This is a genomic window from Flexivirga oryzae (genome assembly GCF_014190805.1).
Lineage (GTDB): Bacteria > Actinomycetota > Actinomycetes > Actinomycetales > Dermatophilaceae > Flexivirga > Flexivirga oryzae.
In genome coordinates this window covers 31,197-55,886 of record NZ_JACHVQ010000006.1, presented here as the reverse complement: position 1 = coordinate 55,886, position 24,690 = coordinate 31,197, and the positions used below count along the sequence as shown (strand labels likewise).

General features: G+C 67.0%; 30 protein-coding genes. 22 read left to right on the top strand and 8 right to left on the bottom strand.

What is annotated here, in order from left to right:
* The first annotated feature begins 16 nt into the window (after positions 1-16).
* From FHU39_RS22735 to FHU39_RS22655, 17 genes are all read left to right on the top strand, one after another.
* On the top strand, positions 17-352 hold the full coding sequence (locus FHU39_RS22735; RefSeq protein WP_183323018.1) for a hypothetical protein: 336 nt from the start codon (positions 17-19) through the stop codon (positions 350-352).
* Between the two features lie 114 nt (positions 353-466).
* Entirely contained in the window at positions 467-1,426 is a 960-nt protein-coding gene (locus FHU39_RS22730; RefSeq protein ID WP_183323017.1) for a hypothetical protein, read from the top strand.
* A gap of 126 nt (positions 1,427-1,552) precedes the next feature.
* Positions 1,553-2,902, top strand: a complete 1,350-nt coding sequence (locus FHU39_RS22725; protein WP_183323016.1) for a recombinase family protein — start codon at positions 1,553-1,555, stop codon at positions 2,900-2,902.
* A gap of 556 nt (positions 2,903-3,458) precedes the next feature.
* Positions 3,459-3,656 (top strand): hypothetical protein, encoded by a 198-nt coding sequence (locus tag FHU39_RS22720; protein WP_183323125.1) that lies wholly within the window; start codon positions 3,459-3,461, stop codon positions 3,654-3,656.
* Complete coding sequence (locus FHU39_RS22715; protein ID WP_183323015.1) at positions 3,653-4,000, top strand: hypothetical protein; 348 nt, start codon at positions 3,653-3,655, stop codon at positions 3,998-4,000. Before FHU39_RS22720 ends, FHU39_RS22715 begins: the two co-directional genes overlap by 4 nt.
* 202 nt (positions 4,001-4,202) lie before the next feature.
* Complete coding sequence (locus FHU39_RS22710; protein ID WP_183323014.1) at positions 4,203-4,424, top strand: hypothetical protein; 222 nt, start codon at positions 4,203-4,205, stop codon at positions 4,422-4,424.
* A gap of 56 nt (positions 4,425-4,480) precedes the next feature.
* Complete coding sequence (locus FHU39_RS22705; RefSeq protein ID WP_183323013.1) at positions 4,481-4,690, top strand: hypothetical protein; 210 nt, start codon at positions 4,481-4,483, stop codon at positions 4,688-4,690.
* Positions 4,687-6,078 (top strand): DNA primase family protein, encoded by a 1,392-nt coding sequence (locus FHU39_RS22700; protein ID WP_183323012.1) that lies wholly within the window; start codon positions 4,687-4,689, stop codon positions 6,076-6,078. Before FHU39_RS22705 ends, FHU39_RS22700 begins: the two co-directional genes overlap by 4 nt.
* 275 nt (positions 6,079-6,353) lie before the next feature.
* Positions 6,354-6,626, top strand: coding sequence for a hypothetical protein (locus FHU39_RS22695; protein WP_183323011.1), 273 nt, complete (start codon positions 6,354-6,356; stop codon positions 6,624-6,626).
* Positions 6,623-6,856, top strand: a complete 234-nt coding sequence (locus FHU39_RS22690) for a hypothetical protein (RefSeq protein ID WP_183323010.1) — start codon at positions 6,623-6,625, stop codon at positions 6,854-6,856. Before FHU39_RS22695 ends, FHU39_RS22690 begins: the two co-directional genes overlap by 4 nt.
* 127 nt (positions 6,857-6,983) lie before the next feature.
* Positions 6,984-7,373, top strand: a complete 390-nt coding sequence (locus FHU39_RS22685) for an excisionase family DNA-binding protein (RefSeq protein ID WP_183323009.1) — start codon at positions 6,984-6,986, stop codon at positions 7,371-7,373.
* Positions 7,370-8,164, top strand: a complete 795-nt coding sequence (locus FHU39_RS22680) for a hypothetical protein (protein ID WP_183323008.1) — start codon at positions 7,370-7,372, stop codon at positions 8,162-8,164. Before FHU39_RS22685 ends, FHU39_RS22680 begins: the two co-directional genes overlap by 4 nt.
* Positions 8,165-8,503: 339 nt before the next feature.
* The gene (locus FHU39_RS22675; RefSeq protein WP_183323007.1) at positions 8,504-8,914 is read left to right on the top strand and encodes a hypothetical protein; all 411 of its coding nucleotides are present in this window, start codon (positions 8,504-8,506) and stop codon (positions 8,912-8,914) included.
* On the top strand, positions 8,914-9,255 hold the full coding sequence (locus tag FHU39_RS22670) for a hypothetical protein (RefSeq protein ID WP_183323006.1): 342 nt from the start codon (positions 8,914-8,916) through the stop codon (positions 9,253-9,255). Before FHU39_RS22675 ends, FHU39_RS22670 begins: the two co-directional genes overlap by 1 nt.
* Positions 9,256-9,290: 35 nt before the next feature.
* Positions 9,291-9,569 carry a hypothetical protein gene (locus tag FHU39_RS22665; RefSeq protein WP_183323005.1) on the top strand — a complete coding sequence of 93 codons (279 nt, stop codon included), beginning with the start codon at positions 9,291-9,293 and terminating at the stop codon, positions 9,567-9,569.
* Positions 9,559-12,474, top strand: a complete 2,916-nt coding sequence (locus tag FHU39_RS22660) for a hypothetical protein (RefSeq protein WP_183323004.1) — start codon at positions 9,559-9,561, stop codon at positions 12,472-12,474. The genes FHU39_RS22665 and FHU39_RS22660 overlap by 11 nt, the downstream gene beginning before the upstream one ends.
* Positions 12,474-12,650 (top strand): hypothetical protein, encoded by a 177-nt coding sequence (locus FHU39_RS22655; protein ID WP_183323003.1) that lies wholly within the window; start codon positions 12,474-12,476, stop codon positions 12,648-12,650. The genes FHU39_RS22660 and FHU39_RS22655 overlap by 1 nt, the downstream gene beginning before the upstream one ends.
* Before the next feature lie 624 nt (positions 12,651-13,274).
* On the opposite strand, the gene FHU39_RS22650 is transcribed toward FHU39_RS22655, so the two are convergent.
* From FHU39_RS22650 to FHU39_RS22625, 6 genes are all read right to left on the bottom strand, one after another.
* On the bottom strand, positions 13,275-14,102 hold the full coding sequence (locus FHU39_RS22650) for a tyrosine-type recombinase/integrase (protein WP_221185842.1): 828 nt from the start codon (positions 14,100-14,102) through the stop codon (positions 13,275-13,277).
* Complete coding sequence (locus tag FHU39_RS22645) at positions 14,102-14,380, bottom strand: hypothetical protein (RefSeq protein ID WP_183323002.1); 279 nt, start codon at positions 14,378-14,380, stop codon at positions 14,102-14,104. The genes FHU39_RS22650 and FHU39_RS22645 overlap by 1 nt, the downstream gene beginning before the upstream one ends.
* Positions 14,373-14,573: a helix-turn-helix domain-containing protein gene (locus FHU39_RS22640; RefSeq protein WP_183323001.1), complete on the bottom strand. Its 201-nt coding sequence runs from the start codon at positions 14,571-14,573 to the stop codon at positions 14,373-14,375. Before FHU39_RS22640 ends, FHU39_RS22645 begins: the two co-directional genes overlap by 8 nt.
* A gap of 378 nt (positions 14,574-14,951) precedes the next feature.
* Entirely contained in the window at positions 14,952-15,299 is a 348-nt protein-coding gene (locus FHU39_RS22635) for a hypothetical protein (protein WP_183323000.1), read from the bottom strand.
* Positions 15,300-15,340: 41 nt separating this feature from the next.
* A complete protein-coding gene (msrA, locus tag FHU39_RS22630) occupies positions 15,341-16,036 on the bottom strand; it encodes a peptide-methionine (S)-S-oxide reductase MsrA (RefSeq protein ID WP_183322999.1) in 696 nt (231 codons plus the stop codon).
* A 39-nt stretch (positions 16,037-16,075) separates the two neighbouring features.
* Entirely contained in the window at positions 16,076-16,549 is a 474-nt protein-coding gene (locus tag FHU39_RS22625; RefSeq protein WP_183322998.1) for a lamin tail domain-containing protein, read from the bottom strand.
* 115 nt (positions 16,550-16,664) lie between these two features.
* Between FHU39_RS22625 and FHU39_RS22620 the strand changes: the two genes are divergently transcribed.
* The 5 genes from FHU39_RS22620 (at position 16,665) to FHU39_RS22600 (ending at position 23,512) form a co-directional block, all read left to right on the top strand.
* The gene (locus FHU39_RS22620; protein ID WP_183322997.1) at positions 16,665-17,120 is read left to right on the top strand and encodes a GNAT family N-acetyltransferase; all 456 of its coding nucleotides are present in this window, start codon (positions 16,665-16,667) and stop codon (positions 17,118-17,120) included.
* A gap of 52 nt (positions 17,121-17,172) precedes the next feature.
* A complete protein-coding gene (locus FHU39_RS22615; protein ID WP_183322996.1) occupies positions 17,173-20,196 on the top strand; it encodes a glycine--tRNA ligase in 3,024 nt (1,007 codons plus the stop codon).
* Positions 20,197-20,216: 20 nt separating this feature from the next.
* A complete protein-coding gene (locus FHU39_RS22610; RefSeq protein ID WP_183322995.1) occupies positions 20,217-21,380 on the top strand; it encodes a cystathionine gamma-synthase in 1,164 nt (387 codons plus the stop codon).
* Between the two features lie 273 nt (positions 21,381-21,653).
* Entirely contained in the window at positions 21,654-22,622 is a 969-nt protein-coding gene (locus tag FHU39_RS22605; protein ID WP_183322994.1) for an ATP-binding cassette domain-containing protein, read from the top strand.
* Entirely contained in the window at positions 22,619-23,512 is an 894-nt protein-coding gene (locus FHU39_RS22600) for an ABC transporter permease (protein WP_183322993.1), read from the top strand. The genes FHU39_RS22605 and FHU39_RS22600 overlap by 4 nt, the downstream gene beginning before the upstream one ends.
* A gap of 69 nt (positions 23,513-23,581) precedes the next feature.
* Here FHU39_RS22600 and greA read toward each other — a convergent pair whose 3' ends face one another.
* Together greA and FHU39_RS22590 are read right to left on the bottom strand one after the other, a co-directional pair.
* The gene (gene greA / locus FHU39_RS22595) at positions 23,582-24,073 is read right to left on the bottom strand and encodes a transcription elongation factor GreA (protein WP_183322992.1); all 492 of its coding nucleotides are present in this window, start codon (positions 24,071-24,073) and stop codon (positions 23,582-23,584) included.
* Positions 24,074-24,240: 167 nt separating this feature from the next.
* A complete protein-coding gene (locus tag FHU39_RS22590; protein WP_183322991.1) occupies positions 24,241-24,603 on the bottom strand; it encodes a DUF4307 domain-containing protein in 363 nt (120 codons plus the stop codon).
* Positions 24,604-24,690 lie beyond the last annotated feature (87 nt).

The window sequence follows — 24,690 nt, the reverse complement described above, 5'->3', positions numbered from 1 at the left end:
GGCAAAGGAGAAAGACATGCGAAAGGTTCAGTTGGCGGCAGTTGCTGGCGCCTGTGCGGCGGCGGTCTGTGTTCCGGCTGCGGCGGCCACGGCGGCTCCGGTGTCGGCTTCCGCGCACCGTGCGCCGATGACGAGTTGCTCGATGGTGCCGTACTTCACGCACAACAGCTACGTGCGCACGCACCCGAAGCAGAACGCGACCCACCTCGGGCTCGCGTATGCCGGCGACCGCTTCTACTACAAGAACAAGGCGAAGAACGGCTTCTTCTACGGCCGGGACGGCCGCGCGGGCGGCAAGACCGGTTGGGTGCCCGCCGGCAACGTCCAGTGGCGCAAGATCTGCGGCATCTGATCCCGCTCCGGTCGGCCGTCGCTCCCCGGTGGGTGCGGCGGTCGTTCGGCGCCGCGGTGTCACAGCTCTGGCCTAGCGTGGAGAACACGGCTACCACGGTGGAGGGTGACAGGGATGCACGACGTGCAGGAGTGGCTGATGGAGGGCGATCCGTCGATCAGGTGGCAGGTGATGCGCGACCTGACCGATACCGGTCCCGACGAGGTGGCGGCGGAACGCGCCAAGGTCGCCACGGAGGGTCACGGCGCACGGTTGCTCGATCGGTATGCCGACGGCGCGTGGGCGGGAGGCGCCTGCTTCCCGGGCAAGGACTGGCGGCCACCGGACGGCCCGATCGGCGACCCCGACGGGCAACCGTGGACTGCAACGCTGCCGACATTGCGGCTGTTGCGCGAATTCGGTGTGGATCCTACTGATCCGCGGGTGGTGGCGGCGCTCGACGGGGTGAGGGACAGCTGTCGCTGGGAGTACGACGGCTCGCGGTTCTTCGACGGCGAGGTGGAGCCGTGCATCAACGGCGGCACCGTCTCGGTCGGCGCCTACTTCGGGCAGGACGTCGACCGGCTCGTGCAACGCCTGCTCGGCGAGCAGCTGCAGGACGGCGGCTGGAACTGCGAGGCCGAGAACGGCTCGACGCGGTCCTCGTTCCACACGACGATCTGCGTGCTGGAGGGGCTGCGCGACTACGAGCAGACCGGCGGTGGACCCGACGTCGCCGCCGCCCGTCGGCGCGGCGAGGAGTACCTGCTGCACCGCAAACTGTCCCGGCGGGCGAGCACCGGAGAGGTGGCCGACGCCGACTGGTTGCAGTTCTCGTTCCCGGTGCAGTGGCACTACGACGTGCTGCGCGGGCTCGACTACTTCCGGTCCGTGGGCGGCACACCCGACCCGCGCCTCGCCGAGGCCGTCGACCACGTGCGCTCCAAACAGCAGGCGCTCGGCACCTGGGCACTGGAGAACACCCACCCCGGCCTCGTCCACTTCGAGCTCGAGGACGGCGACGGCACACCGAGCCGCTGGAACACGTTGCGTGCCCTGCGGGTGCTGCGCTGGTACGACGACGCCGCTCGGTGACGCCGCCGGTGGCGTCACTGCGGAGGTAGCACCGACTGCTGGCTCGGCAGCTGGTCCTGACGGAGCAGACCGACCGGGCAGGTCAGCCCGTTGGGCCGGTGGTTTGCATAATGTACCCTAAGAGTTGTGAGCGGGACAACAGATATCTACGCGCGGCTGAGTTTGGACCGCGCCGGCGACGAACTGGGCGTGCAACGACAGGTTGCGGCCTGTCGGAAGTTCGCCGCCGAGCATGGCTGGACCGTGCGGAAAGTGTTGGTGGACAACGACACCAGCGCCACGAGCGGAAAGGTCCGACCTGCGTTCGAGGAGCTGTTGAAGTCAGACCCCGAGCGCATGGTCGTCTGGCACGTCGACCGCCTCGTGCGACTGACCCCCGACTTGGAGCGCATCATCAAGCTGGGCGTCAACGTCCACGCGGTGACCGCCGGACACCTGGACCTGTCCAACCCCGCGGGTCGCGCAGTGGCCCGCACTGTGACCGCGTGGGCCACATATGAGGGCGAGCAGAAGGCGCTGCGGCAGCGCGCGAAGAACGACCAGCTGGCCGAGACTGGCAAGCCCTACAAGTGTCAGCGCGCGTTTGGATTCGAGCGAGACGGCATGACGATCCGCGACACTGAGGCTGCCGAATTGCGCAAGGCCGCTGACGGGGTGCTCGCGGGTCGGTCGCTCAATGCGCTGTCCAAGGATCTGAACCAGCGCGGCATCCGCACGGCAACCGGGAAGACGTGGCGCACAACGACACTCAAGGCCGCGCTGTTGTCCCCACGGAACGCCGGTCTACGCCGCCACCGTGGGCAGGTGATCGGCCCGGCCGCGTGGCCCGCGATCCTCGATGAGACGACGGCGACAGCCTTGAGGGCGATCCTGACCGACCCGTCACGGTCCAAGCGCGGACCTGACCGGCGTTACCTGCTATCAGGTGTGATGACGTGCGGGAAGTGCAGCGGCCCCGTCGTGGGCGCGTTCGTGAAGGACGGCAACAAGGGCGAGACCTACCGGTGCCAGAAGATCCACGTCACGCGCAAGGCGGCACCGATCGATGAGTATGTGCTCGGTCTTGTCGCGCGTCGTCTCGCCGAGCCGGATGCTGCGGACCTGTTCGCCGCCGCAGATCACGGTGACGAGCTGGCCGAGCTGCGGGACGAACTCACCGGCGCTCGGTCACGCCTCGATGGTCTGGCCGAGGCATTCGCGGCCGGGGATATCGACCGGCAGGCGCTCGCCGCCGGAAGCCGCCGCCTACGGGATCGCATCGCCACGCTGGAGGCGATGGTGGGCGCGCTCGCGGTGAATCCTGCAGTGTCAGAAGTTGCCAGTGCCGAGGACGCCGCGGAGGCACTCGCAGCACTGCCGCAGGACCAGCAGCGGCAGGTCATCGACGCGTTGCTGACGATCAAGCTCATGCCGATCGGCCGACGCGGTGCTGACGTATGGGAAGGGCTGGACATCGAGTGGAAGGGGTCGAAGTGAGCCGCCGCCGGTTCGAGCCAGCGCCGCTCGGAAGACTGACGCCGGGCTGGCCGATCATTCGCCTACGGTGCTCGGGGTCTCGCGGCAATGGTCCGGGCCACAAGGCAACGACGATCGCCTACGTCGCCCGGGCGCCAGAGGATGAGCGGGTCGTTTTCCGCGGTGTCGAGTTGGGTGGATTCGATGTCGAATACAGACATGCTGCAGACGATCTGAACGCGTTCCGCGGATCTGACGAGGACAGTTCTCACCTGACCTACGCCTTTTTGTGCGCTCGATGCAAGCTGAGGGTTCCACTGCAGCAGGAGTCCCTTCGGCGCATCGTGGACAACGCGATAGCCCTTGGAATCAAGGATGTTCCGCTCGACCGGGACTGACCGCGTGTCACGTTGGCGCATTGTCGGACTCATCGCGTAGTCTTACTAGCAGTAGCGCAGGTGCGCCGGCCTCCGACTCGATACAGGCCGGGATCAAAGAGTCCGAGGCTGGTACGTCGCCCCGATAAAGAGCCCTCCAGTAGAGGCATGGATTCACTCATGCCCCGGAGGGCTTCCGAATGTCCTGGACTCAAACCCGGTCGCAGATCGCGCACGCCAAGCGCCGCGACCCCAACGCCGATGTCACTGAGCTACGTCGGCAACTGAGAGCCGAGCGTCTCGCCGAGCACATCGAGCGCGTCGTCAACGAAGCGCCGCCACTGACACCCGAGCAGCGCGACCGCCTGGCCGTCCTGCTGAGGGGCGGTGCACGGTGAGCCGCCCCGCGGCCGAGCAGGCCGTTCGCAACATCCGGTCGAACCACGAGGACCGAGCCGCAGAGAAGGTGTCGGTCGAGGCGCTGATCCGTCAGACACACGCGCTGGTCGAGAACAGCAGTGTTCGCCTGTCGCCATCGAAGGTGGTCAGGCTCTGCCGCGACTACGTGAACCTCGTTGCAGACAAGGGTGTTTCGTTCGGTGAGTACCTGGCAAACGTCGTTGCCCTCGACCGTGTGCAGCGTGCGCAGTTCGACGAGGTTTACTACCGGCTGACGTACAGCGACCCGACCGGCGAGGCAGCCTGGCGCAACATCGACGGCGGGCGGGTGAGTGCCCGATGAGGTTCTGGATAGAAGAAGAGGACCGCCCCGGCGAAAAGGCGGCCCTCCCGAAGATTCAGCAGGCGGGCGAATCTGACTCCAGCGTACCGGACTCCGATGGTGCTCGCTGCCGTCGCTGTGGTCGCCGCCTGCGCTCGGAGAAGGCTGTCAAGCGCGGCTACGGCTGGCGATGCGCGGGCCGATCCGGGATGGCAGGTTCCCGATGAGCACCCGCGGCTATGTGACCGTCTACGACGGCACGAGTGAACGTTATGTTGCGCTGCGGGGAAGGATCGCGGACCTGCTGTCCGCGCAACGGATCCCAGCTCAACGTGATCGCGCCACGCGGTGCTCCTGGCTGCGCCGGGAGCGCCTTGACGACGTGCTCGGACTGCTCGAAGCGTCCGGCTACTCAGTGCGCATGATCAAGGGGGACCCGCGATGACGAACGCTCAGACCTGCTCATGCGGGGCGCAGTGCCCGACGCACGGAATCATCTCGATGGACGATCGACAGGCGGCATGGTTGGCCGGGTATCAGCGCGGGATCATCGACGGCCGACTCGGGCAGCTTGAGAACGAACTCGATACGCAAGCGCTGCGCGATGCCGCGGACCTGCTGGCGTGGCTCAAGATTCGGGTACTGGCGCTCGCGACGGGCCCGAATTGGGCGGCCGAGGTCGCCGGCGACAAGCCGGAGGTGACGCGATGACCGAGACCTTCGAGCCGAAGTTCCCTACCGATACCGAGATGGGTGAGGAACACTCCGGACAGGTCCGTATGGCCTACCGGGTCGCCCGCTACTTCAACGGCACGTTGCTGCACGTTCACGGCATCGGCTGGCACCACTGGACCGGCAAACGGTGGGAGGTTGACGACGGCGAGGCGCACGCCCGTCGCGCCGTGCTGCAGATCCTGCGCGACGCGCTGGCCGAGTCGCTCGGTGACAAGCAACTGCGGGCCGACGTGAAGGCGTGCGAGTCCGCGGCCGGCATCTCCGGCGTGCTGCAGATCGCTTCCGCGCTGGTCGAATTCGCGGTGACAGTCCGGGACATGGACGCCGACCCGTACTTGCTGAACTGTGACAACGGAACGTTGGATCTGCGGACCCGGCAGTTGCGCGAGCACGACCCGGCCGACCGGTTGAGCAAGATCACCACGGCCGCGTATCGACCGGATGCCGACCTGGCAGTGTGGTCGGGCTTCCTGCAGACGGTGCTGCCCGACGAGCCAGAGCGAGCGTATCTGCAACGCATCATCGGCCAGGGCGTCGCCGGCCTCGTCCGCGAGCACTTGTTCCCCGTGCTGATCGGCGCGGGTGCGAACGGCAAGGGCACCTGCTATGGGGCGATCTGCTTCGCGATGGGCGACTACGCCACCGTGATCAATCCGGACATCCTTATGGTGAAGGACCGCGGTGGAATCGGCGGCCCGGAACTGATGATGCTGCGCGGTGCTCGCCTGGTCGTCGGTTCGGAGACCGACGAGGGCCGCAAGCTCGACGAAGCCCTGATGAAGCGGTTGACCGGCGGCGACGAGCTGACCGCGCGCAACCTCTACCAGCCACCGGTCACCTGGTCGCCAACGCATCAGCTGCTCTACGTCACCAACCACGAGCCCAAGGTGAAGGGCAACGACCCGGCAACGTGGCGGCGCATCCGCGTCGTGCCGTTTGAGGTCATCGTTCCTGCCGAGCAGCGCGATCCAGGGCTACCGGACCAGCTGAAGCTACACGCTGACGCGGTCCTGTCGTGGGCGATCGAGGGCTACTTCGATTACCTCGACGGCGGTGGGATGCGTGAGCCCGAGACGGTGCTGCGCGCAACGGACGGGTATCAGCGGCGATCCGACCCGGTCGCACGGTTCGTGGCTGATGACGAGTACGTCACCCGGCCGGACGATCACGGCGCGCGAGCGTCGACCCGCGAACTCTATTCGGCGTGGCAAAGATTCGCCCTGGCGGATGGTGCAGAGCCGATGAGTGAGAAGGCATTCAGCGGCGAGCTGGAACGACTCGGATTCGAGAAGAAGACGATCGGCGGACGGCGCGTATGGCCCGGCCTGGGCATCGTGTCGGCCCCGTCTGGTGAGGGCTGGTGAGGGTCGATGACAACTCTTACGCGAGAGAGATATAGGGAAAGTTGCATTCAACCGTCACCTTCCCTCACCAATCCGCGGAATGGCGCGGTTCTTGGTCGGGGGTGTGTGACATGAAACCACGAGCAGCTCGCACAGATCCCGACCCGGTTGCTCTACGGCTACCGCAACACCGCAGAACTCGAGAAGTGGCTTGCCGAGCGCAACATGCCACGGCCGACCCTGGCCGACATCGACGCCGAGCGACGGCGCCGGCAGCAGAGGAAAGACAGGCGACCGTGAACGCGCGCAGAGCCGCTGAGGCAGCGGCGTGGCACGACCTTGACCAGGCTCTCCTGGCGGCCGACGAGCGTGGTCAGCAGATCCCGTGTCGCGGTCACTGGGCATCGTTCACCGCTGACGACACGGAGACCTGTCGTCGCGCCGCACGAGCATGCGCGACCTGTCCAGTGCTGGACACCTGCGCCGGTGTCGTGCCGTTCGTCTGGCACGGCGCGTGGGCAGGTCGGGTCATCAGCTTCGGGAAGGTGCAGAAGGAGGTCGACTCGTGAGCGACCAGCGCGAACCGGAGCCGCTCGACGTCGCAGGGCTATATCTGGATCTCACGGCCGAGGTTCCGCGACCAGGCACCTGCCCGGACTGCGATTCGGTCAACATCGTGCACCGCACTGGTGACCCAAATGAGTTCGTGTTGGAGACCCAGCACGACGCATCCTGCCCCGTCTACCGCGGCGTCGTGGTCTGGCGTCGAGGAGACGGCCAAGGCGGCGATGCGCCATGACCGGGCAGGCGGTCATCCGTCAGGCGTTCCGGCAGGTGCCCAAGCCGCCGGAGGTCGGCAACCTGCCGCAGCTGCAGAGCATGGCTGAGGCCGCGCAGGCACGTGGGCATGTGAGGCGCACGCGGTCGTGATCAGCGTGCAGCCGTCCAGCGCCGGCCCGGTCGTCATCGTCGACGCCGAGGACGCACGCCTTCTCGTTGCCCTAGTCGATCGGGCACACGGGATGCACCGGGCGCGCGGGAATCCGCCTGTCCTACAAGCAGATCAGCTGGTGCGCGCGCTCCGGTACGTGGCCGCCGTGCACGACCTGCTCGCTGCTGTTCCGCACGAGGAACACGAACTGGAGGCAACGCCGCCGACCGGCCACGCTCTAACTGTGAAGCAATGCGCGCAAGCGCTCGGGATCGGTACAAGAGCGGTCCGTCAGCGGATCAGCCGCGGGCAACTGCCCGCCACACGGATCGGCAGGGACTACCTGATCGACCCCCACGACATACCGACAAGGAGAGCATCATGAGCGTCGGAATACTGGAGAAGACCTACCAGCAGGTCAAGACCGAATCGATCGACTACATCGATGGTGCGATCCCGCCGCGGCCGCTGCCGCTGGTCACCATCGACCAAGATGAGCCGGCGTACCTGCCGAAGATCCGAGCCGACTGGGCCACCGCCAAGACAGCGCTCGCGGCCATCGACCAGGTTATGTCCGACATGGCCAACGCGCTGGCAACGGAGCAGGCGACGAACAGCCAGTACACACCGCAGGCGCAGCAGACCCGCAAGGCATCGATCCTCGCGTCCTACACGGCGCAGCTGACCGCGCAGCGCACCACGGCCAGCCGCGTGCTGCAGCAGATGGTCACCACCGCAGCCGACGCAGCTCTACCGCCGCGGCCGCAGCCCGAGGACGTCGTGCAGCTCGCACGGATCGCCGGGCTGAAGGAAGACCTGCAGATGCTGTTGGCCAACTGCACGGAGCCCGACCAGTTCGTGGGCAAGATCCGGGACTACCTGACCGACGCTCTCGCCAACGATGACGCGCTCACCACGTGGTTCGTCGCAGGCGGTGGCTGGCTGTCACTGTGGATCCGCAGCCACTACGACGGGCACGAGGCGACCTACGCGCAAGCCAGCCTCGATCAGGCCATTGGCGCAGTCCTCGACCAGCACGCCACGCAAGGCGGGCTCGGTGAGGCACGCGCCCTCTACCGCAAGCTGGCTGACCCGCAGCGCGGATGCACGTCGCTGCTCACGCTGCTCGGTGGATTCTTCACGCAGGTCGTGGACGACCTGACCTCATGGCCGTGACCGGGAGCGCCGTGGTCGGCTCGGTGGCGTGTGCAGGTCAGCACCTCGTCTGACGGCCCGGCTGAGCAGGCAGGCAAGCACAGGGCAGCAGCACCCGGCGTATGTGTCCGATCGGAAACAACGTACTAGCTCACATTTGATATGAAGGGATGCCTAAGTGTCATGGGGTGGGGCAGTGCCCGCCCCCCACGTAGGGCACTAGGCGACCGCAGTTAACTGCTCGGGCCGTGCATCGGAGACGCCAGAGCTACGGATGGGCCGGCGCTATGCCATATCCGCGATATTCCGCCGATCTACGGCCGTAGACCGGCTCCGAACGTTCCGAAAGGAAACATCAAGATGACCTCAAAGCCACGCAAACCCCGCGGTTTGGGCACCGAAGGCGCTCGTTTGTGGCGCGACGTGACCGCCGAAATGGCGGATGCCGACCTGATCCCGACGTCGCAGGAGGCCCGCTACCTGCTCGATGCGTGTCGAGAAGCGGACCTGGCCGCCGAACTGGATGAGGCCTGGTCGCAGCTGGGTCGCCCCGTGACCGCGACGGGTGCGGCCGGGCAGGTGACGATCCACCCGCTGGTCACCGAGCTACGCCAGCACCGAGAGGCGTGCGGCCGGCTGCTGGCGCGCGTGCGGCTCGACGTCCCCGGCGAGGAAGCCACGGCCCGCGGGTCGCGCACGACGTCGGACAGCGCCCGCCGTGCCGCGATGACCCGGCACCACGGCAACGTCGCCGGTCTGGCGGGCCGCTGATGGCTAAGCGTGTCGGCGGCATCGCCGGGGTGCGCGTGCCGGGCCTGCGGGCACGGCTGATCGCCACATGGGAGCGCAACGACGCCGTATGCCACCGGTGGAACCTCGAGGGCGGCAACCCCGAGTTGAACGCGGCGGACCAGTGCCCGTGGTGCCTGTCGCTGGCTCGGTACCGGCGCGGCGATGACGTCACGATGACCGGGCAGTCAATCGCGGGTGTGCTGTTCGACGAGCGCGACAGCCGGAACGTGTTCGATGACTGGCGACGCGACTTTCAGACCCGCTTCTTGTGTACCGCTGATGACCTGGTGACCGTGCTCGACGACGACGAGGCAAGCTGATGGCCCGCCGTGCTGGTGCCCGCCGAGGTGGTCGCATGGTGCCCGGCCTGGCCGCGGCGCTGGTCGAGGACTACCGGGCCGCTGACAAGTGCTGGCACCTTCCGGGCGGCTGCTGGTGGTGCTCCCAGGTCGCCGAGCTGCAGGCGGGTCGCCCTACCCGTGTCGGCGCGCACGAGCTGCACGGGCTGGTGGACCATGACGCGCTCGGCTGCAGCGGCATCTACTGCCACGACTCCGAGGCGTTGTTCGTCGTGACCGGCGACCGCTGGGAGCGACTCGAAGACGAACAGGAGGTGACCGCGCATGCCCGGTGAAACAGTCGTCGGCTCGATCGTGGCATACCTACGCATGGACGCATCGGACTACAACCGCACGCTCGCGGAGGCTGGTGCTGCAGCACGAGCCCTCGGGCAGTCCGATCCCAATATCGAGGTGACTGCCGACACCGGCGGCGCCGTTGCTGGCCTGGCGGCGGTGCAGGCTGAGGCGGACCACCTTGACGGCGATGACGTCACGGTGGATGTGCGTGCGAATACTGCTAATGCGGTGCAGTCGGTGCAGCGTGTGGCGTCGGCGCAGGCCGTTCTTCAACGTGCGCAGGAGCGTTCGACTCAGTCGAGTAATGCGCTTCGGGCGGCCGAGGCGAGCCTGTCTGCGGTGCAGCAGCGTCACACGCTGGTGGGTCAGCAGTTGGCACAGGCCGAGCAGCGTTTGTCCGATCTGCGTTCGGCGGAATCTCCTGACGCGAATGCGATTCAGGCGGCCGAGCAGCGTTTGGCGCAGGCACGGCAGAGGTCGGCGTCCGCGTCGGCATCGTTGATTGGTGCTGAGAACCGGGTGGAGAATGCCCGGTCTGCGGTTGCGCGTGCGTCGTCGGCGGCATCACGGGCGGAAGAGGATCTGGCGCACTCGAACGATGACCTCGACCGACACCAGCAGAGCGCGCACAAGTCCGCGCTCAGCCTCATCGGTGTGTTGGCGACAATGGCCCCTGCGACAGTCCCAATTGCGGGCGCGGTGGCTGGTCTCGGTGCGGCGTTCGGTGGCCTTGGTGCGGCCGGCGTGCTGGCATTCCTGGGGGTGAAGAAAGCGATGGAGGACGGCACCGCGCAGGGGCAGCAGTTCTCCGGTGCGCTCGACACGCTGAAGGGCAACCTCGGAGCGCTCGAAGTGACCGCCGCGGCCGGGATCTTGACGCCGTTTGTCGACGCGGTCAAGGACTTGCAGCCCAAGATGCCCGCGATCAACAACGGGATCTCGGTGCTGTCCGGCGAGCTGGGGCAGGTCGCACAGCCGGCCGTCGACGGGATCACCACCGCGTTCGTCCAGCTGCTGCCGTTGATGACCGACGTGTCCAGCTACGCCGTCAAGGCCGCGAACGCCTTCGACAAGTGGGCGCAGTCCGACTCGCTGCAACAGTTCGGCGGGTATGCGATGTCGATGCTGCCGCAGGTGGTGTCCACGTTCGGTGAGCTGGTCCAGCTGGCGGGTAACGCGGCCCGTGCGTTCGCCCCGTTCGGCGGGACCGTGCTCAGCGCCTTGCAGACGCTGGCTGGGGTGATCAACTCACTGCCGACCGGGGCCCTGCAGACCCTGGCCACGACCGGCGTGAGCGTCTACCTGGCTTTCAAGTCCTACGGGCTGATCGTCAGGCTGGTGGGGCAACTCGGGTCGTCCCTGGGCACCTTGTCGGCCAACCTCGGCCGGTTGGGTGCCACCCGTGCCGCGAGCAGCCTGCAAGGGGTCGCCTCCGCGATGCGGAACGTGGAGAACGCCGGGTCGCGCGGCAACCTGGTGGCCGCGGGCGCGGCCACCGTGGTCGGTATCGCGACCGTGGCATGGACCCTGTACAAGCAGAAGCAGCAGGAGGCCAAACAGGCTCAGGAGGAGTTGACGCAAGCCATCCAGGCCGACAACGGCGTGCTGGGCGATCAGACCGCGCAGATCATCTCGCAGAGGCTGGCCAGTACGGACGCCATGAAGGTCCTGGGCCAGTACGGGGTGAGCCAGAAGGAGATCCTGACCGCGATCGGCCAGGGCGGCCCGGCATGGGACAAGCTGAATCAGCGAGTGCGGGACAATGCCACGATCAGCCAGGCGGCCGCGGGTGCCGCAGGCGGTCTCGGCAAGTCGGTCAGGGCGCTCGCCCCGGACGCCCAGAAGGCGCTGGCAACGCTCAAGGGTTACCACGACGAGATCGACACCGGCAAGGCCAAGGTCAAGCAGGAGACCGCGTACCAGAAGGCGCTGGGGCAAGCGACCGGCAACACCGCAAAGAAGCTGACAGACGCGCAACTGGCGCAGATGTCGATGGGTGACGCCACCCTGGATTCCACCGGGAAGGTGCAGAAACAGAATCAGGCGATCCAGGCACTCAACCAGGCGTTGGACGCCGAGATCTCCAAGCAGCTGCAGTTGCAGGGCGGTCTCACAGGTATCGGTGCGGCGCGGTTGCAGATGATCGCGGACCTGAAGAAGCAGACCGACTCGACCTCGCTCAACACCAAGGCCGGGATCAGCAACCGGCAGAGCATCGAGCAAGTCGTCTCGCAGCTGCAGGCATACAAACGGACGCAGGAGCAGAACCACGTTCCGACGAAGACAGCAACCGCGGACTACCGCGCGCAGGGCAAACAGCTGCTGGATGTCATCGCGAACCTTGACGGGGCGAAGTCGTCCACCTACAAGTACGCGCAGCAGCTGCTGAAGATCCCGAAGTCGGTATCGACCCGCATCCACGTCTCGGCACCCGGCGCCGCATCCGTGCTGGCCACGATCGACGCCATCTTGCGGGCCGCAGGCAGCGCGAACGCGGGGATCGACCGACTGCGTCGGCACGGTGCACCCTCGGTGCCCGCATACGCCGCAGGCACGGACAACGCACCCGGCGGGCTGGCCCTGGTCGGTGAACGCGGCGCCGAACTCGTCCTCGGCCCCCAGGTGCGCTACCTGCAAGCCGGAACTCGAGTTCTGAACCACCAGCAGACCATGGAAGTGCTCACTCGCGAGACCGTCTCGACAACGACCAGTGGCGGCGGATTGTCCGACGCGGACCGCGCCCTACTCCGACGAGCAATCAACGCGATGGAGAACTCAGCACGAGCATCCGCACAATACGCAGCGACTGTGCCGGCCGCCATGGCCGCGGGTTACCGCCGGAACGCGTCGCAGGCTGCACAGTCGGCGCACCTGGCGAGCCGTGCAGGAGGGGTGTTCTGATGTACGAACTTGAAGGCGCACCAACGAAGGAGAATCCCGTGGAGATGGAATGTTCCGTGCAGAGCCGTCTGCTGTCATTGATCGGGCAGGAAGTTCCGGCCGGTGATTATCGCGACCACATTGGCCCGATCGTCCGTGTTACGGACAACGGCGACGTTCAACTCCTCGCTGAATGACCACGCGGCGAGTTACCGCGTTCAAGTGCATCAACTCGCCGCTCTAGCGTCTCGATGGCTTCCACAACCTTTTCCCACCGGACCTTAGGATCCTCGCCGAGTCCTCCTGTGCGCTTGTTCAAGTGAATGCTGTGCTCGTCGCGCTTTACGGCGGACTGCACTGCCTTGGCGAGCGGCGTATTGGCTACAAATACCATCGGTTCTCCTCCACTGAACGGACACCCATTCGACGGATTGACTGAAGGGGCCGTTGGTGAGCAACCGTAGGCGAGGCAGGCCTGATCGCGGGGCGCTTTGCACACATATTGTGCCGTTCTCTTTGCGCGTCAGCCGCTCAGGCACCGGCCGACCCGTTCCAACGCTTCCGGCACCACCGACCACCGCCACGGACGTGACGACCCCGACGTCCTGCAGCATGTTGAGCTCGTCGTGCCGGGCCGGGAGCTCAGCCGTCAACCGGGGACCGTCCATCAGGATCTGCAGCGTCTCCAGGCGTGACCGGGACCCCAGGACGTGCAGCACAGACGCCAGCGGGGTTGTGTCCTTGGCACGCGACAACGGCACCGTGAGACCTGCGGCGGTAGGACGGACCATGGAGAGCAAGCCTACGGATGTCTGATGCGATCACATGGGGATTCCATTGACGGCAGACCGCAGGCGATCATCTGCAACCTGCGTGTAGATGGCCGTCGTCGCGGGAGACGCGTGCCGAAGGGCGCGTTGCGTCGTTCGGAGATCGCCGCCCGTCGCACGCAGCACCTGCGTCCCGAAGTGATGCCGCAGACTGTGCGGTGTCCCGTTCACGCCGGCGCGTACCATCGCCCGCTTGATAGCTTGCGACACTGAGACACGCGAGACATGACCCGCGCGTTCTGCTGTCGTCGGGAACCACCAACCGCGCGCAGGCATCCGGGATGCCAGCAACTCGACCGACGGATGAAGAGGCACCGTCGAATCAGTGCCACCCTTCCCGTGTATGCGGATCTCACCGTGGGCGATGTCCTCACCGCGGACCTTCGCCACCTCGTGCACCCGCAACCCCTCATACGCCGCCAGTAACACGTAGGCACGTGTCATACGTGCGCGCGGATCCGAGCAGGCCGCGAGTATGCGCGTCACCTCGTCGGGTGTGACCGGGTGCGGCACGGCCCGAGGGACACGGGGTTTCGGCAGCTTCATCGCGGGATTGTCTGTTCTGTGCTCGGTGTCCTGCATCCATCCATAGAAGGCGGCCAGGTGCGCACGATAGGTCGCCCGCGAAGATCGGGCCAAGGGTCTGCCGTCCGCCGCGACGAGTGCCGCCAGCCAACTTGTCAGTTGGTTCTGCGTGGCTGTCGTCAGGTCCAGATCGCGTGCAAGCCGCCCTATCGTTTGCTCCCTGGCCGTGATCGTTCGCTGTGAATGTCCCGCCGCCAACCCGTAGACCCGGAAGTCATCGAGAAGGTCATCCATCAGCGGGCCGCCGTTTGCACTAGCGCGTCGCGCGCGGTGTTGAGTTCATTGATGATCCGATCGAGCAGCGTCGCGTCTCCGGGGATCGAGAAGTCCGAATTCAAGATCTGCACCCCGAATCGGATGCCCGAGTCACGTTCATCTTCCGCATCGGAGTAGATCCAAGCGTCCACGAGTGATCCGCGCTGCACGTAACCCTCGTGCGTGTTCTGCTCTACGATCGGATCTTCGTGGTTGAGGGTGCACCAAGACGGATGCGCGCACGTCGTCTCAGTCATGGTTCGCACCCTTCCCCGTTGCGGTCCGTGCCTGCAGCGCACCCGCCAATGCGGCCACGACGTCGGGACGCTCCCACGGGTAGAGCGGGCGTTCTCCGCGTTCGATGCGGCCGAGCGTTGCCGTGCTGATGCCAGAGCGGTTGGAGATCTCGGTGCGGGGTGCGCCGATGCCTTGCCGGATTGCGGTCATCATGTTCATGTCAGTTCAGTTCCCTTCGATGGTTGTGTTCTCGAGTAGTTCCTCGACCTTTCGTTGCTCAGCTCAGCACGCAGGGTCGGACAAACCCCGCGGCCGAGCGCCAGAGACAGAGCCGCGAGGATGGTTTGGTCAGGTCGTCGCCCTACGCGCGTGGACGCGAGACTCAGGCACGGTCGACCCGGACGCCGAGGAACGCCTCGAGTGAACCGACGTAGTTCCGTGCAGCCCACTGGCGGTGCAGCACGTCACATGCCGCGAGAACTTCCGGGTGCCCCTCAAACATGCCCCGCAGCGTGTCGCCCAGGTCAGCCTCGGTGCACCGCGATGTCTGACCTGTGTTCAGGTCGTGAACGAGTACCTCGTCCGTGTCATTCATCGCAGCGCCTCCGGCAGCTCGCTGGCGGTCTGGCGCAGTAGCTCGGTCACGCGCTCGGAACACCGGTTGCGGCTGAGGGACAGTTGCGCGATGACGTCGCCCCAGGTGTCACCGCCCGAGCAGGGAACGCCCCGCTCGGCTTGCTCGGTGGCCTCTGCGATCAGGTGAGACGCGTAGCGCACATCCGCGAGAGCCGCGTCCAGCTGGTCGAAGGGGTCGGCAGGGGTGAGGTAACACGGATGTACCCCATCGTCGGTGCGGTGAGTTGAACTCACCCCATCGAGCCACCGATTCAGCGCCTCGTGCGTGATGATCCGGTGGTCGCTGGGTTGTAGCGTGTCCATGGCTGGTCCTCGTTTCGGTAGCGGGGCCAGCCGCTTATGGCTTAGCCCTCTGCCTCCGACCGCTCCAGCTGCTCGAGCGTCATACGACGGACATCTAACGAGCACCCGTTGGGTCCGTGGTTGCAGTAGCCGCCGGGGTTCTTGTGCAGGTACTGCTGGTGGTAGTCCTCGGCGTAGTAGAACTGCCCGGCTTCGGACGCCGACCGGATCTCGGTGCTGATCTCGCCGAAACCGGCTGCGTGCAGGACCTGCTGGAACGCATCACGCGTCGTGACCGCTGCCTGCTCCTGCTCCGGGGTGGTCCAGTAGATCGCCGAGCGGTACTGCGTGCCGATGTCGTTGCCCTGCTGGTTCGCGGTGGTGGAGTCGTGGTTCTCCCAGAATGCCTTGAGCAGCTGCTCGGCCGACGTCTGACCCGGGTCGTAGGCGACCAGCACCGCCTCGGTGTGCCCGGTCCGTCCGGTGCACACCTCCTCGTACGTCGGGTTCGGCGTGTAGCCGCCCATGTAACCGGCCGCCGTCGCGACGACACCGGGAAGCTGCCAGAAGATGCGCTCGGTGCCCCAGAAGCACCCCATCGCGACATACAGCACCTGGGTGCCCTCCGGCCAGGGCCCCTGCAGGCGCGAGCCGAGCACTTCGTGCTTGTCGGGTATGCCGGGCAACTGCGCCTGCCGACCGGGCAGTGCTTCGTCGGGGGACACCATCGTGGTCTTGCGGCCGAAGAGGAAGCTCATGCCATTGCCAACGAACGCGGCCGCCGAAGCCTTCCCGGGTCAGCAGTTCTTGTAACCGGTCTTGGCCTTCTTCTGCGCCGGGGTCTGCTTGTAGGTGCAGGTCGTGATCGTCGAGCTGCCCTTCTTCAGGTATGCCGTGTCGGTGGTGTTGTTCCACACCATCGACTTCATGCCCCAGTAGAGGTTGGCGCCGGTGTTCTTGCCCTTGCCGGTGTGCACCGTGACCGTCTTGCCCGCGCCGAGCTTGAAGGTCTTCGGGAAGCGGTAGACGTGGTAGTTCTTCCGGTCGTGGATCAGGTAGCCGGACAGGCTGATCGTCTTCTTCGTGACGTTCTTGACCTGGATGTACTCGCGGTTGAGCCGAGCCGTCGTGTAGGGCGTGTCCGCACCCGGCTGGTCCGCGTAGAAACGGGCGAACTTCAACGTGGTGGCCGCGTGGGCCGGGGCGGCGAGAGGCAGCGTCATACCGGTGGCGATGGCAGCAGCGATGATGACGGAAGGGGCGCGACGCATGGGCGGAGGGTCTTTCGGCGAGTAGGTTGTACGGCGTGCTCGCCGGGTAAAGAAATAGTAAATGATGGAGCCCGGCGGCGCTCGGCCAACCCGCGGAATGCGGTTCGATGGGGTGATGGACATCGCCGTGGCGGACTTCGCCGATCCGGGACTGGTGCGCTTCCTGCAGGACCACCTCGACGACCTCGCGCCGACCGCCCCGGCGCAGAGCCAGCACGCGCTGGACCTGGACGGCCTGCGCCGGCCCGGCGTGCGGGTGTGGGTGGGGCGCGAGGGCGAGCAGATCGTCGGCACGGTCGCGCTCGCGGAGCTGGCCGCCGGTCACGACGAGCTGAAGAGCATGCGCACCGCTCCCGCGCGACGTGGCAGCGGCGTTGCGCGCCAACTGCTGGACCATGCGCTGGCCGACGCCCGCCGGCGCGGGATCACCAGGGTCTCCCTGGAGACCGGCAGCATGGAGTTCTTCGCCGCCGCGCGTGCGTTCTACCGCAAGGCCGGCTTCGTGGAGTGCCCGCCGTTCGGGGCCTACGAGGAGGACCCGAACAGTGTCTTCATGACACTGACGCAGTGACCCGCTCGGATGCAAGGTGAGCGGGAGGCCCGGCGCTGGATAACCTGTCCCGGTGCTGACAGTGCAAGACGCCCTCATCCGCCTCCAGAAGTTCTGGACCGACCGCGGCTGCATGATCGTGCAGCCCTACAACACCGAGGTCGGGGCGGGGACCATGAACCCGGCGACCCTGATGCGGGTGCTGGGGCCGGAGCCGTGGCGGGTTGCGTACGTCGAGCCGTCGGTGCGCCCGGACGACAGCCGGTACGGCGAGAACCCCAACCGGCTGCAGACGCACACGCAGTTCCAGGTCATCCTCAAGCCCGAGCCGGGCAACCCGCAGGAGCTCTACCTGGAGTCGCTCGAGGCGCTGGACATCGACATACACGCCCATGACATCCGCTTCGTCGAGGACAACTGGCAGCAGCCGGCGATCGGCGCGTGGGGCCTGGGCTGGGAGGTGTGGCTGGACGGCATGGAGATCACCCAGTTCACCTACTTCCAACAGGTGGGCGGGCAGAACCTCGACCCGATCCCCGTCGAGCTGACCTACGGCATCGAGCGGATCATGATGGCGCAGCAGGGCGTCTCGCACTTCAAGGACATGCAGTACGCACCCGGCATCACGTACGGCGAGGCCTTCGGCCAGCAGGAGTACGAGATGTCCCGCTACTACCTGGACGACGCCGACGTCGCCGCCAACCAGGAGTTCTTCGACCACTACGTGGCCGAGGCGAAGCGGATGATCGAGCAGCGGTTGCCGGTGCCGGCATACAACTACGTGCTGAAGTCCTCGCACGCGTTCAACGTGCTGGACGCGCGTGGCGCGATCTCCACGACCGAGCGGGCCAAGGCGTTCTCCACGATGCGCGGGCTCGCCCGGGAGGTGTCCCAGCTGTGGATCGAACGACGCAGCGAGCTGGACTTCCCGCTGCTGAAGACCGAGGCACCCAAGGTGCTCGCCGGCACGGCGGTGCAGCACCCGGCCGACGACCCCGAGGACGTCGACCTCGCGGCGCTGCCGACGGACGACCAGACGCTTGCGGTCGAGATCGGCGTCGAAGAGCTGCCGCCGCACGTCGTGGAGCAGGCGATCGACTTCGTGCGCACCTCCCTGACCGAGCGACTGGACGCCAGCCGGCTCACGCACGGAGCCGTCGACGTCGTCGGCACACCGCGCCGCATCGTCGCCACGGTGGCGTCGGTGTCGGCCCACGAGCCCGACGCCGAAAGTCTGCGCAAGGGGCCGAAGGTCGCTGCGGCGTATGACGATTCGGGGGAGCCGACGAAGGCTGCGCAGGGTTTCGCCCGCGGGCAGCAGGTCGACGTGTCCGAGCTCATCCGGGCCGATTTCGACGGCGCCGAGCACGTCGCCGTCAAGATCACCGAGACCGGCCGGGACGTCCTGACCGTCGCCGGCGAGATCATCGGCGACATCGTCGAGGCCTTGCGCGCCGACAAGAACATGCGCTGGTGCGACCCCCAGCTGTCCTACAGCCGGCCCGTGCGCTGGATCGTCGCGCTCTGGGGCGACACCGTGGTCCCGGTGCACGCCTCCGAGCTCACCTCGGGCCGCACGACCTACGTGCACCGCACCGATCCGACACCGCTGGTGCGGGTCGGCTCCGCGGACCAGCTGCGCACGGTGCTCGAGACGCACGGCCTGGTCATCGACACGGCAACGCGTCGGACGCAGGTCATCGAGCAATCGCGCGCACTCGCCGAATCCATCGGTGGGACAATCGATTTCGAGGGTGAGTCGGCCCTTGTCGACGAGATCACCAACCTGGTCGAGCAGCCGCACGCGATCCTCGGCGGCTACGGCGAGAAGTACCTCAAAGTGCCCGAGCAGATCCTGACCACGGTGATGCGCAAGCACCAGCGGTACCTGCCGGTCCGTGGCGCCGACGGCGCACTGCTGCCCTACTTCGTGACGGTCGCCAACGGCGAGTGCGACGACGAGTTGGTCCGCATCGGCAACGAGACCGTGCTGCGTGCCCGCTACGAGGACGCCGCGTTCTTCTACGACGCCGACCTGAAGCTGTCGGTCGACGACCTGCGGCGGGGCATCGACAAGCTGACCTTCGAGAACCGGCTCGGCTCGGTCGCCCAGCGCGCCGACCGGATCAACGATGTCGCAGGCGCGATCGCCTCTGCCGTCGAGCTTTCCGCCGACGAGCAGCAGACCCTCGCGCGCGCCGGTCAGCTGGCGAAGTTCGACCTCTCGTCGCAGATGGTCATCGAGCTGTCGTCCCTCGCCGGCTTCATGGCCCGCGAATACGCGACCAGGGCCGGGGAGAGCCCGCAGGTCGCGCAGGCGTTGTGGGAGATGGAGCTGCCGCGCACCACCGGTGACGCGCTGCCCGAGTCGAACCCGGGTGCGCTCCTCGCGCTCGCCGACCGGTTCGACCTGCTGGCCGCGATGTTCGCCATCGGCGCCAAGCCGTCGGGTTCGTCGGACCCCTTCGCGCTGCGTCGTGCGGCGCTCGGCCTGCTGTCGATCCTGCGTGAGCACCAGGAGTTGGGCGCGATCACCGTCGATGCCGGGCTCGCCGCGGCGGGTGCTCGACTGCGCGAGCAGGGGATCGAGGTGTCGGACGAATCGATCGCATCCGCAAAGGATTTCGTCATCGGACGATTCGCGCAGCAACTGCGCGACGAGGGAGTGCCGGTCGGTCTGGTCGCCGCAGTCACGCCGCTGGCGGATGCACCCGGCATCGCGACGCGTGCACTCGCGGACATCGATGAGGCCCGCGAGGACGATCGGTTCGCCGGACTCGTCGAGGCGGTGCAGCGGATCACCCGGATCGTCCCGGAGGGAACGCCCGCGTCATACGATCGGGCGCTGCTGGCGGGTGACGCCGAGCGGGCGCTCGTCACGTATGTCGAAGAGCTCCCTGATCACGCGGATGACGCTCTGCCGCAATGGATCCCGGACGCGCTGCCGCTCGTCGCGCCGCTGACCACCTTCTTCGACGACGTCATGCTGATGGCCGACGACGAGCAGCTGCGCGCGTCCCGGCTCGGCCTGGTGCAGACGGTCGTGGCGCGTGCGCCGCGCGGTATCGACTGGCGGGCGCTCAACTCGGCGCTGTGACGGGCCGTAGACTCCCTGGCATGACAGGTTTCTCCACTCGCGCCATCCATGCGGGTCAGGAGCCCGACCCGCGCACCGGTGCGGTCGTGCCCGCGATCTACCAAACCTCCACCTACAAACAGGACGGGGTCGGCGGCCTGCGCGAGGGGTACGAATACTCGCGCTCCGGCAACCCCACCCGCGCGGCGCTCGAGGAGTGCATCGCCGCATTGGAAGGCGGCGCAAAGGGATTCGCGTTCTCGTCGGGCCTTGCGGCCGAGGACTGCATCATGCGTGCGGTGCTGCGGCCGGGTCAACACATGATCATCCCGACCGACGCGTACGGCGGCACGTTCCGCCTGGTCGACAAGGTGCAGAAGGTCTGGGGTGTCGACTACAGCCTCGCCAAGGTGTCGCAGGCCGACGCCATACGAGGTGAGATCCGGCCCGGCGTGACCAAGCTGGTCTGGCTGGAGACGCCGACCAATCCGCTGCTCGGCATCGCGGACATCGCGGCGATCGCGTCCATCGCGCACGAGGCGGGTGCGCTGCTGGTCGTGGACAACACGTTCGCGTCGGCATACCTGCAGCAGCCGATCAGTCTCGGCGCCGACATCGTGGTCCACTCGACGACGAAGTACTCCGGCGGCCACAGCGACGTCGTCGGTGGTGCCGTCGTTGTCGCGGAGAACGTCGGCGTCCCGGAGTTCGCGGACGCGGCCGAACGCATCGGCTTCCATCAGAACTCCATGGGCGCCATCGCCGGACCGTTCGACTCCTGGCTGGTGCTGCGCGGTCTCAAGACGCTCGCGGTCCGCATGGAGCGGCACAGCGACAACGCCGAGAAGGTCGTGGAGTTCCTGCGCGGACGCCAGGATGTCACGCACATCTACTACCCGGGTCTGGACAGCCACCCGGGTCACGACGTCGCGGCCAGGCAGATGCGGCGCTTCGGCGGCATGGCCAGCTTCCAATTGGCCGGCGGCGAGCAGCACGCGGTCGACGTCATCGGCCGCACCACGATCTGGACCCTCGGGGAGTCGCTCGGCGGCGTCGAGTCGCTGATCGAACACCCGGGCCGGATGACGCACGCCAGCGTCGCCGGCACCGAGCTGGAGGTCCCGGCCGACCTGATCCGGCTCTCGGTCGGCCTGGAGGACCCGGACGACCTGATCGCCGACCTGGCACAGGCCCTCGACGGCTGACACGGCGTACCGGGGTCGCCCCAGTGTCGACGTATGACCGGTAAACCGGCCTGCGGCGTACCGGAGTCCCCACTGGGGTGACCTGTGCACGGTTGTGCCGCCGTGCGGCGTACCGGAGTCCCCACTGGGGTGACCTGTGCACACCCGTTGACTCCGACCCGAAACGCGATATATCGTCATTCTCGAACTCGCGATATGTCGTGAAAAACCAGAGGCTGACTGTCGGTGGTCCGTGAGACCTTTGAACTGGGCAGCTGGGACAAGGGAGACGAGATGACCGACGCGGTCACAGCCGACGGGCTGGTCAAGCATTACAAGGACGTGAAGGCGGTCGACGGCGTGAGCCTGCGGGTGCCGGAGGGCAGCGTGCTGGGTGTGCTGGGGCCGAACGGCGCCGGCAAGACCACGACCGTGCGCATGCTGACCACCCTGATCCGCCCCGACGCGGGGGCCGCCACGGTGGCGGGAGCCGACGTGCTGCGCGATCCGCAGTCGGTGCGGCGGCGCATCGGGGTGTCGGGACAGTACGCCGCGGTCGACGAATACCTCACCGGCCGGGAGAACCTCGAGATGGTGGGCCGGCTCTACCACCTGCCGGTCAAGGAGGCCAAGGCCCGCGCGGACGAGTTGCTGCAGCAGTTCCGGCTCGGCGACGCAGCCGGCCGGCCGGCCAAGACCTACTCCGGCGGGATGCGCCGCCGGCTCGACCTGGCCGGTGCGCTGGTGGCTCGGCCGCCGGTGATCTTCCTGGACGAGCCGACGACCGGGCTCGACCCGCGCGGTCGCGGCGACATGTGGGACGTCATCACCGACCTGGTCGGTCAGGGCACCTCGGTCCTGCTCACCACGCAATACCTCGAGGAGGCGGACCGGCTCGCCGACAACATCGTGGTCATCGACCACGGGCGGATCATCGCCGAAGGGACCGCCGACGAGCTGAAGGCGCAGGTCGGTGGGGAGCGGCTGGAGGTCACCGTCGCCGACGCCCAACGCATCGTCGAGGCGGCCGACGTGATGGCGATCGTCGGCTCCGGGCCGGTCGAGCGCGACGAGCACGCCCGCCGCCTCATCGTGCCCGTCACCGGCGGCACGCAGTCCTTGCTGCAGGCCGTCCGGTCCTTCGACGAGCAGTCGATCACGGTCCAGGACATCGGGATTCGTCGTCCGACGCTCGATGACGCGTTCCTGAGCCTCACCGGCCACAAGGCCGAGGCCGACGAGCTCGAGGAGCTGACGGCATGACCGCCGTGGGGACGGCGACGACGGAGGCCGACGCGCAGCGCGACGAGGTCCGGGACGGCAGCCTGATCGGCGACGGTCTGACGATCGCCAAACGCAACCTGATCAAGATCCGGCGGGTGCCGGACCTGCTGATCTTCACGACCCTGCAGCCGATCATGTTCGTGCTGCTCTTCGGCTACGTCTTCGGAGCGCTGGCCGGTGCGAGCGGGTCGGCACAGGCGGGCTACCGCGAGTTCATGATGGCCGGCATCTTCACCCAGACCATCATCTTCGGCGCCACCATCACCGGCTACATGATGGCCGAGGACATGCAGAAGGGCGTGATCGACCGGTTCCGCACGTTGCCGATGCACCCCAGTGCGGTGCTGCTCGGCCGCACGCTCACCGACGTGATCAACAACGTCGTCGTGCTCGTGGTCATGTCGGTGACCGGGCTGGTCATCGGTTGGCGCCTGCACAACGGCGCGCTGCACGCCCTGTGGGCGTATCTGCTGATGCTGCTGTTCGCCTACGCGCTGTCCTGGGTGTTCGCCTACGTCGGCCTGCGGGTGCGTTCGCCCGAAGTGGTCAACAACGCGTCGTTCATGATCATCTTCCCGGTGACGTTCATCGCCAACACGTTCGTCCCGTCCCAGAACATGCCGACCGTGCTGAAGCAGATCGCCGGCTGGAACCCCGTGTCGACCATCACCCAGTCGGCGCGGGAGAACTTCGGCAACCTCTACGCGCTGCGAGCTCCGGGCCAGACGCACGCCGACGTCGACAAGCAGACGGCATACACCTGGGCGTTGCAGCACCCGGACCTCTACACGCTCATCTGGACCGTGGTGCTGCTCGCGATCTTCCTGCCGTTCGCCACGGCGGCCTACAAGAAGGCCGTCGCGAAATAGCTCGGGGGAGCGGAAGGGCGCCCTGCGGCAACTGCCGCAGGGCGCCCTTTCCCGGTATGACGGGGAACGTCAGCCGGTGTATGCCGTGGCGTCCAGCACCAACACGTCGATCGTCTTGCCGTTCGGCGCCTGGTAGGAGACCTGGTCGCCGACCTTCGCACCGTTGATGGCACCGCCGAGCGGGGACTTCTCGCTGTAGACGTCGAGGTCGGAGTCGCCGGCGATCTCCCGGCTGCCGAGCAGGAACTTCTCCTGCTCGCCGAACATCTCGACCGTCACCACCATGCCGGGGCTCACCGTGCCCTCGGTGGCGCTGGACTGGCCGACGACCGCATTGCGCAGCAGCTCCTCCAGCTGGCGGATGCGGGCCTCCATCTTGCCCTGCTCCTCCTTGGCCGCGTGGTAGCCGCCGTTCTCCTTCAGGTCGCCCTCCTCCCGGGCTTCCTCGATCTTGGCCGCGATGTCGCTGCGGCCCTCGCCGGAGAGATGGTCCAGCTCGGCCTTCAGGCGGTCGTAGGCCTCCTGGGTCAGGAAGCTGGCCGATGCATCAGCGGTGCTCATGACGATGTCTCCTTAGGTCGTCGGGACCTTGGTCAAACAATTAGGTCCGGGGCCGCTCCGGCTCGTGGCTCGGAGGCTGGTCCCAGACCTTGGGTATAGCGAACAACCATAGCATCGGAAAGCGGGTGTCCCGAATCGCCGCGGCCGGGCGCGCGCCGCGCCGGGGGTCAGCGGTATGCGCAGTGGTCGACGATGCCGGTCACAGCCTTGGCGACCGTGGGGATGGTGCGGGTGTACTCGGTGGTGGTGTAGTGGCTCGCCGGCAGGTCGACGGTGAGTACGCCGACCCGGTTGTGGGTGATGTCCTGCGCCTCCAGCGTGCAGCGGACCGGCTTGCCGTCCTGGTTGGTCACGTAGAAGGTGACCTTGACGCTGCGGGAATCGTTGACCGTGAACGGTCCGTTGTCCCAACTGACACCGCGGGTGGCCGAAATGCCCCACCAGGTCGCGAGGCCGATCCCGATGAGCACCCCGACGATGCCGATGACCCACCACTTGCGCTGTTCGGGTGCGGGTCGGGGGATCGCCATGAAGTGAGAGGATAGATGTCGACCTTGATGCGGTCCCCGGTCGCCCCACGCGCAGACCACGACGGGACCATGATCCGAGTTCCACCG

Excerpts from the sequence above, each read along its gene's own strand:
- FHU39_RS22625 (WP_183322998.1), bottom strand. The coding sequence starts at position 16,549 with ATGCGTCGCGCCCCTTCCGTCATCATCGCTGCTGCCATCGCCACCGGT.
- FHU39_RS22645 (WP_183323002.1), bottom strand. The coding sequence starts at position 14,380 with ATGACTGAGACGACGTGCGCGCATCCGTCTTGGTGCACCCTCAACCAC.
- greA (WP_183322992.1), bottom strand. The coding sequence starts at position 24,073 with ATGAGCACCGCTGATGCATCGGCCAGCTTCCTGACCCAGGAGGCCTAC.
- FHU39_RS22730 (WP_183323017.1), top strand. The coding sequence starts at position 467 with ATGCACGACGTGCAGGAGTGGCTGATGGAGGGCGATCCGTCGATCAGG.
- FHU39_RS22655 (WP_183323003.1), top strand. The coding sequence starts at position 12,474 with ATGTACGAACTTGAAGGCGCACCAACGAAGGAGAATCCCGTGGAGATG.
- FHU39_RS22640 (WP_183323001.1), bottom strand. The coding sequence starts at position 14,573 with ATGATGACCGCAATCCGGCAAGGCATCGGCGCACCCCGCACCGAGATC.
- FHU39_RS22670 (WP_183323006.1), top strand. The coding sequence starts at position 8,914 with ATGGCTAAGCGTGTCGGCGGCATCGCCGGGGTGCGCGTGCCGGGCCTG.
- FHU39_RS22680 (WP_183323008.1), top strand. The coding sequence starts at position 7,370 with ATGAGCGTCGGAATACTGGAGAAGACCTACCAGCAGGTCAAGACCGAA.
- FHU39_RS22660 (WP_183323004.1), top strand. The coding sequence starts at position 9,559 with ATGCCCGGTGAAACAGTCGTCGGCTCGATCGTGGCATACCTACGCATG.
- FHU39_RS22650 (WP_221185842.1), bottom strand. The coding sequence starts at position 14,102 with ATGGATGACCTTCTCGATGACTTCCGGGTCTACGGGTTGGCGGCGGGA.
- FHU39_RS22620 (WP_183322997.1), top strand. The coding sequence starts at position 16,665 with ATGGACATCGCCGTGGCGGACTTCGCCGATCCGGGACTGGTGCGCTTC.
- FHU39_RS22590 (WP_183322991.1), bottom strand. The coding sequence starts at position 24,603 with ATGGCGATCCCCCGACCCGCACCCGAACAGCGCAAGTGGTGGGTCATC.
- FHU39_RS22665 (WP_183323005.1), top strand. The coding sequence starts at position 9,291 with ATGGTGCCCGGCCTGGCCGCGGCGCTGGTCGAGGACTACCGGGCCGCT.
- FHU39_RS22635 (WP_183323000.1), bottom strand. The coding sequence starts at position 15,299 with ATGGACACGCTACAACCCAGCGACCACCGGATCATCACGCACGAGGCG.
- FHU39_RS22710 (WP_183323014.1), top strand. The coding sequence starts at position 4,203 with ATGAGCACCCGCGGCTATGTGACCGTCTACGACGGCACGAGTGAACGT.
- FHU39_RS22610 (WP_183322995.1), top strand. The coding sequence starts at position 20,217 with ATGACAGGTTTCTCCACTCGCGCCATCCATGCGGGTCAGGAGCCCGAC.
- FHU39_RS22675 (WP_183323007.1), top strand. The coding sequence starts at position 8,504 with ATGACCTCAAAGCCACGCAAACCCCGCGGTTTGGGCACCGAAGGCGCT.
- FHU39_RS22605 (WP_183322994.1), top strand. The coding sequence starts at position 21,654 with ATGACCGACGCGGTCACAGCCGACGGGCTGGTCAAGCATTACAAGGAC.
- FHU39_RS22720 (WP_183323125.1), top strand. The coding sequence starts at position 3,459 with ATGTCCTGGACTCAAACCCGGTCGCAGATCGCGCACGCCAAGCGCCGC.
- FHU39_RS22600 (WP_183322993.1), top strand. The coding sequence starts at position 22,619 with ATGACCGCCGTGGGGACGGCGACGACGGAGGCCGACGCGCAGCGCGAC.
- FHU39_RS22705 (WP_183323013.1), top strand. The coding sequence starts at position 4,481 with ATGGACGATCGACAGGCGGCATGGTTGGCCGGGTATCAGCGCGGGATC.
- msrA (WP_183322999.1), bottom strand. The coding sequence starts at position 16,036 with ATGAGCTTCCTCTTCGGCCGCAAGACCACGATGGTGTCCCCCGACGAA.
- FHU39_RS22700 (WP_183323012.1), top strand. The coding sequence starts at position 4,687 with ATGACCGAGACCTTCGAGCCGAAGTTCCCTACCGATACCGAGATGGGT.
- FHU39_RS22735 (WP_183323018.1), top strand. The coding sequence starts at position 17 with ATGCGAAAGGTTCAGTTGGCGGCAGTTGCTGGCGCCTGTGCGGCGGCG.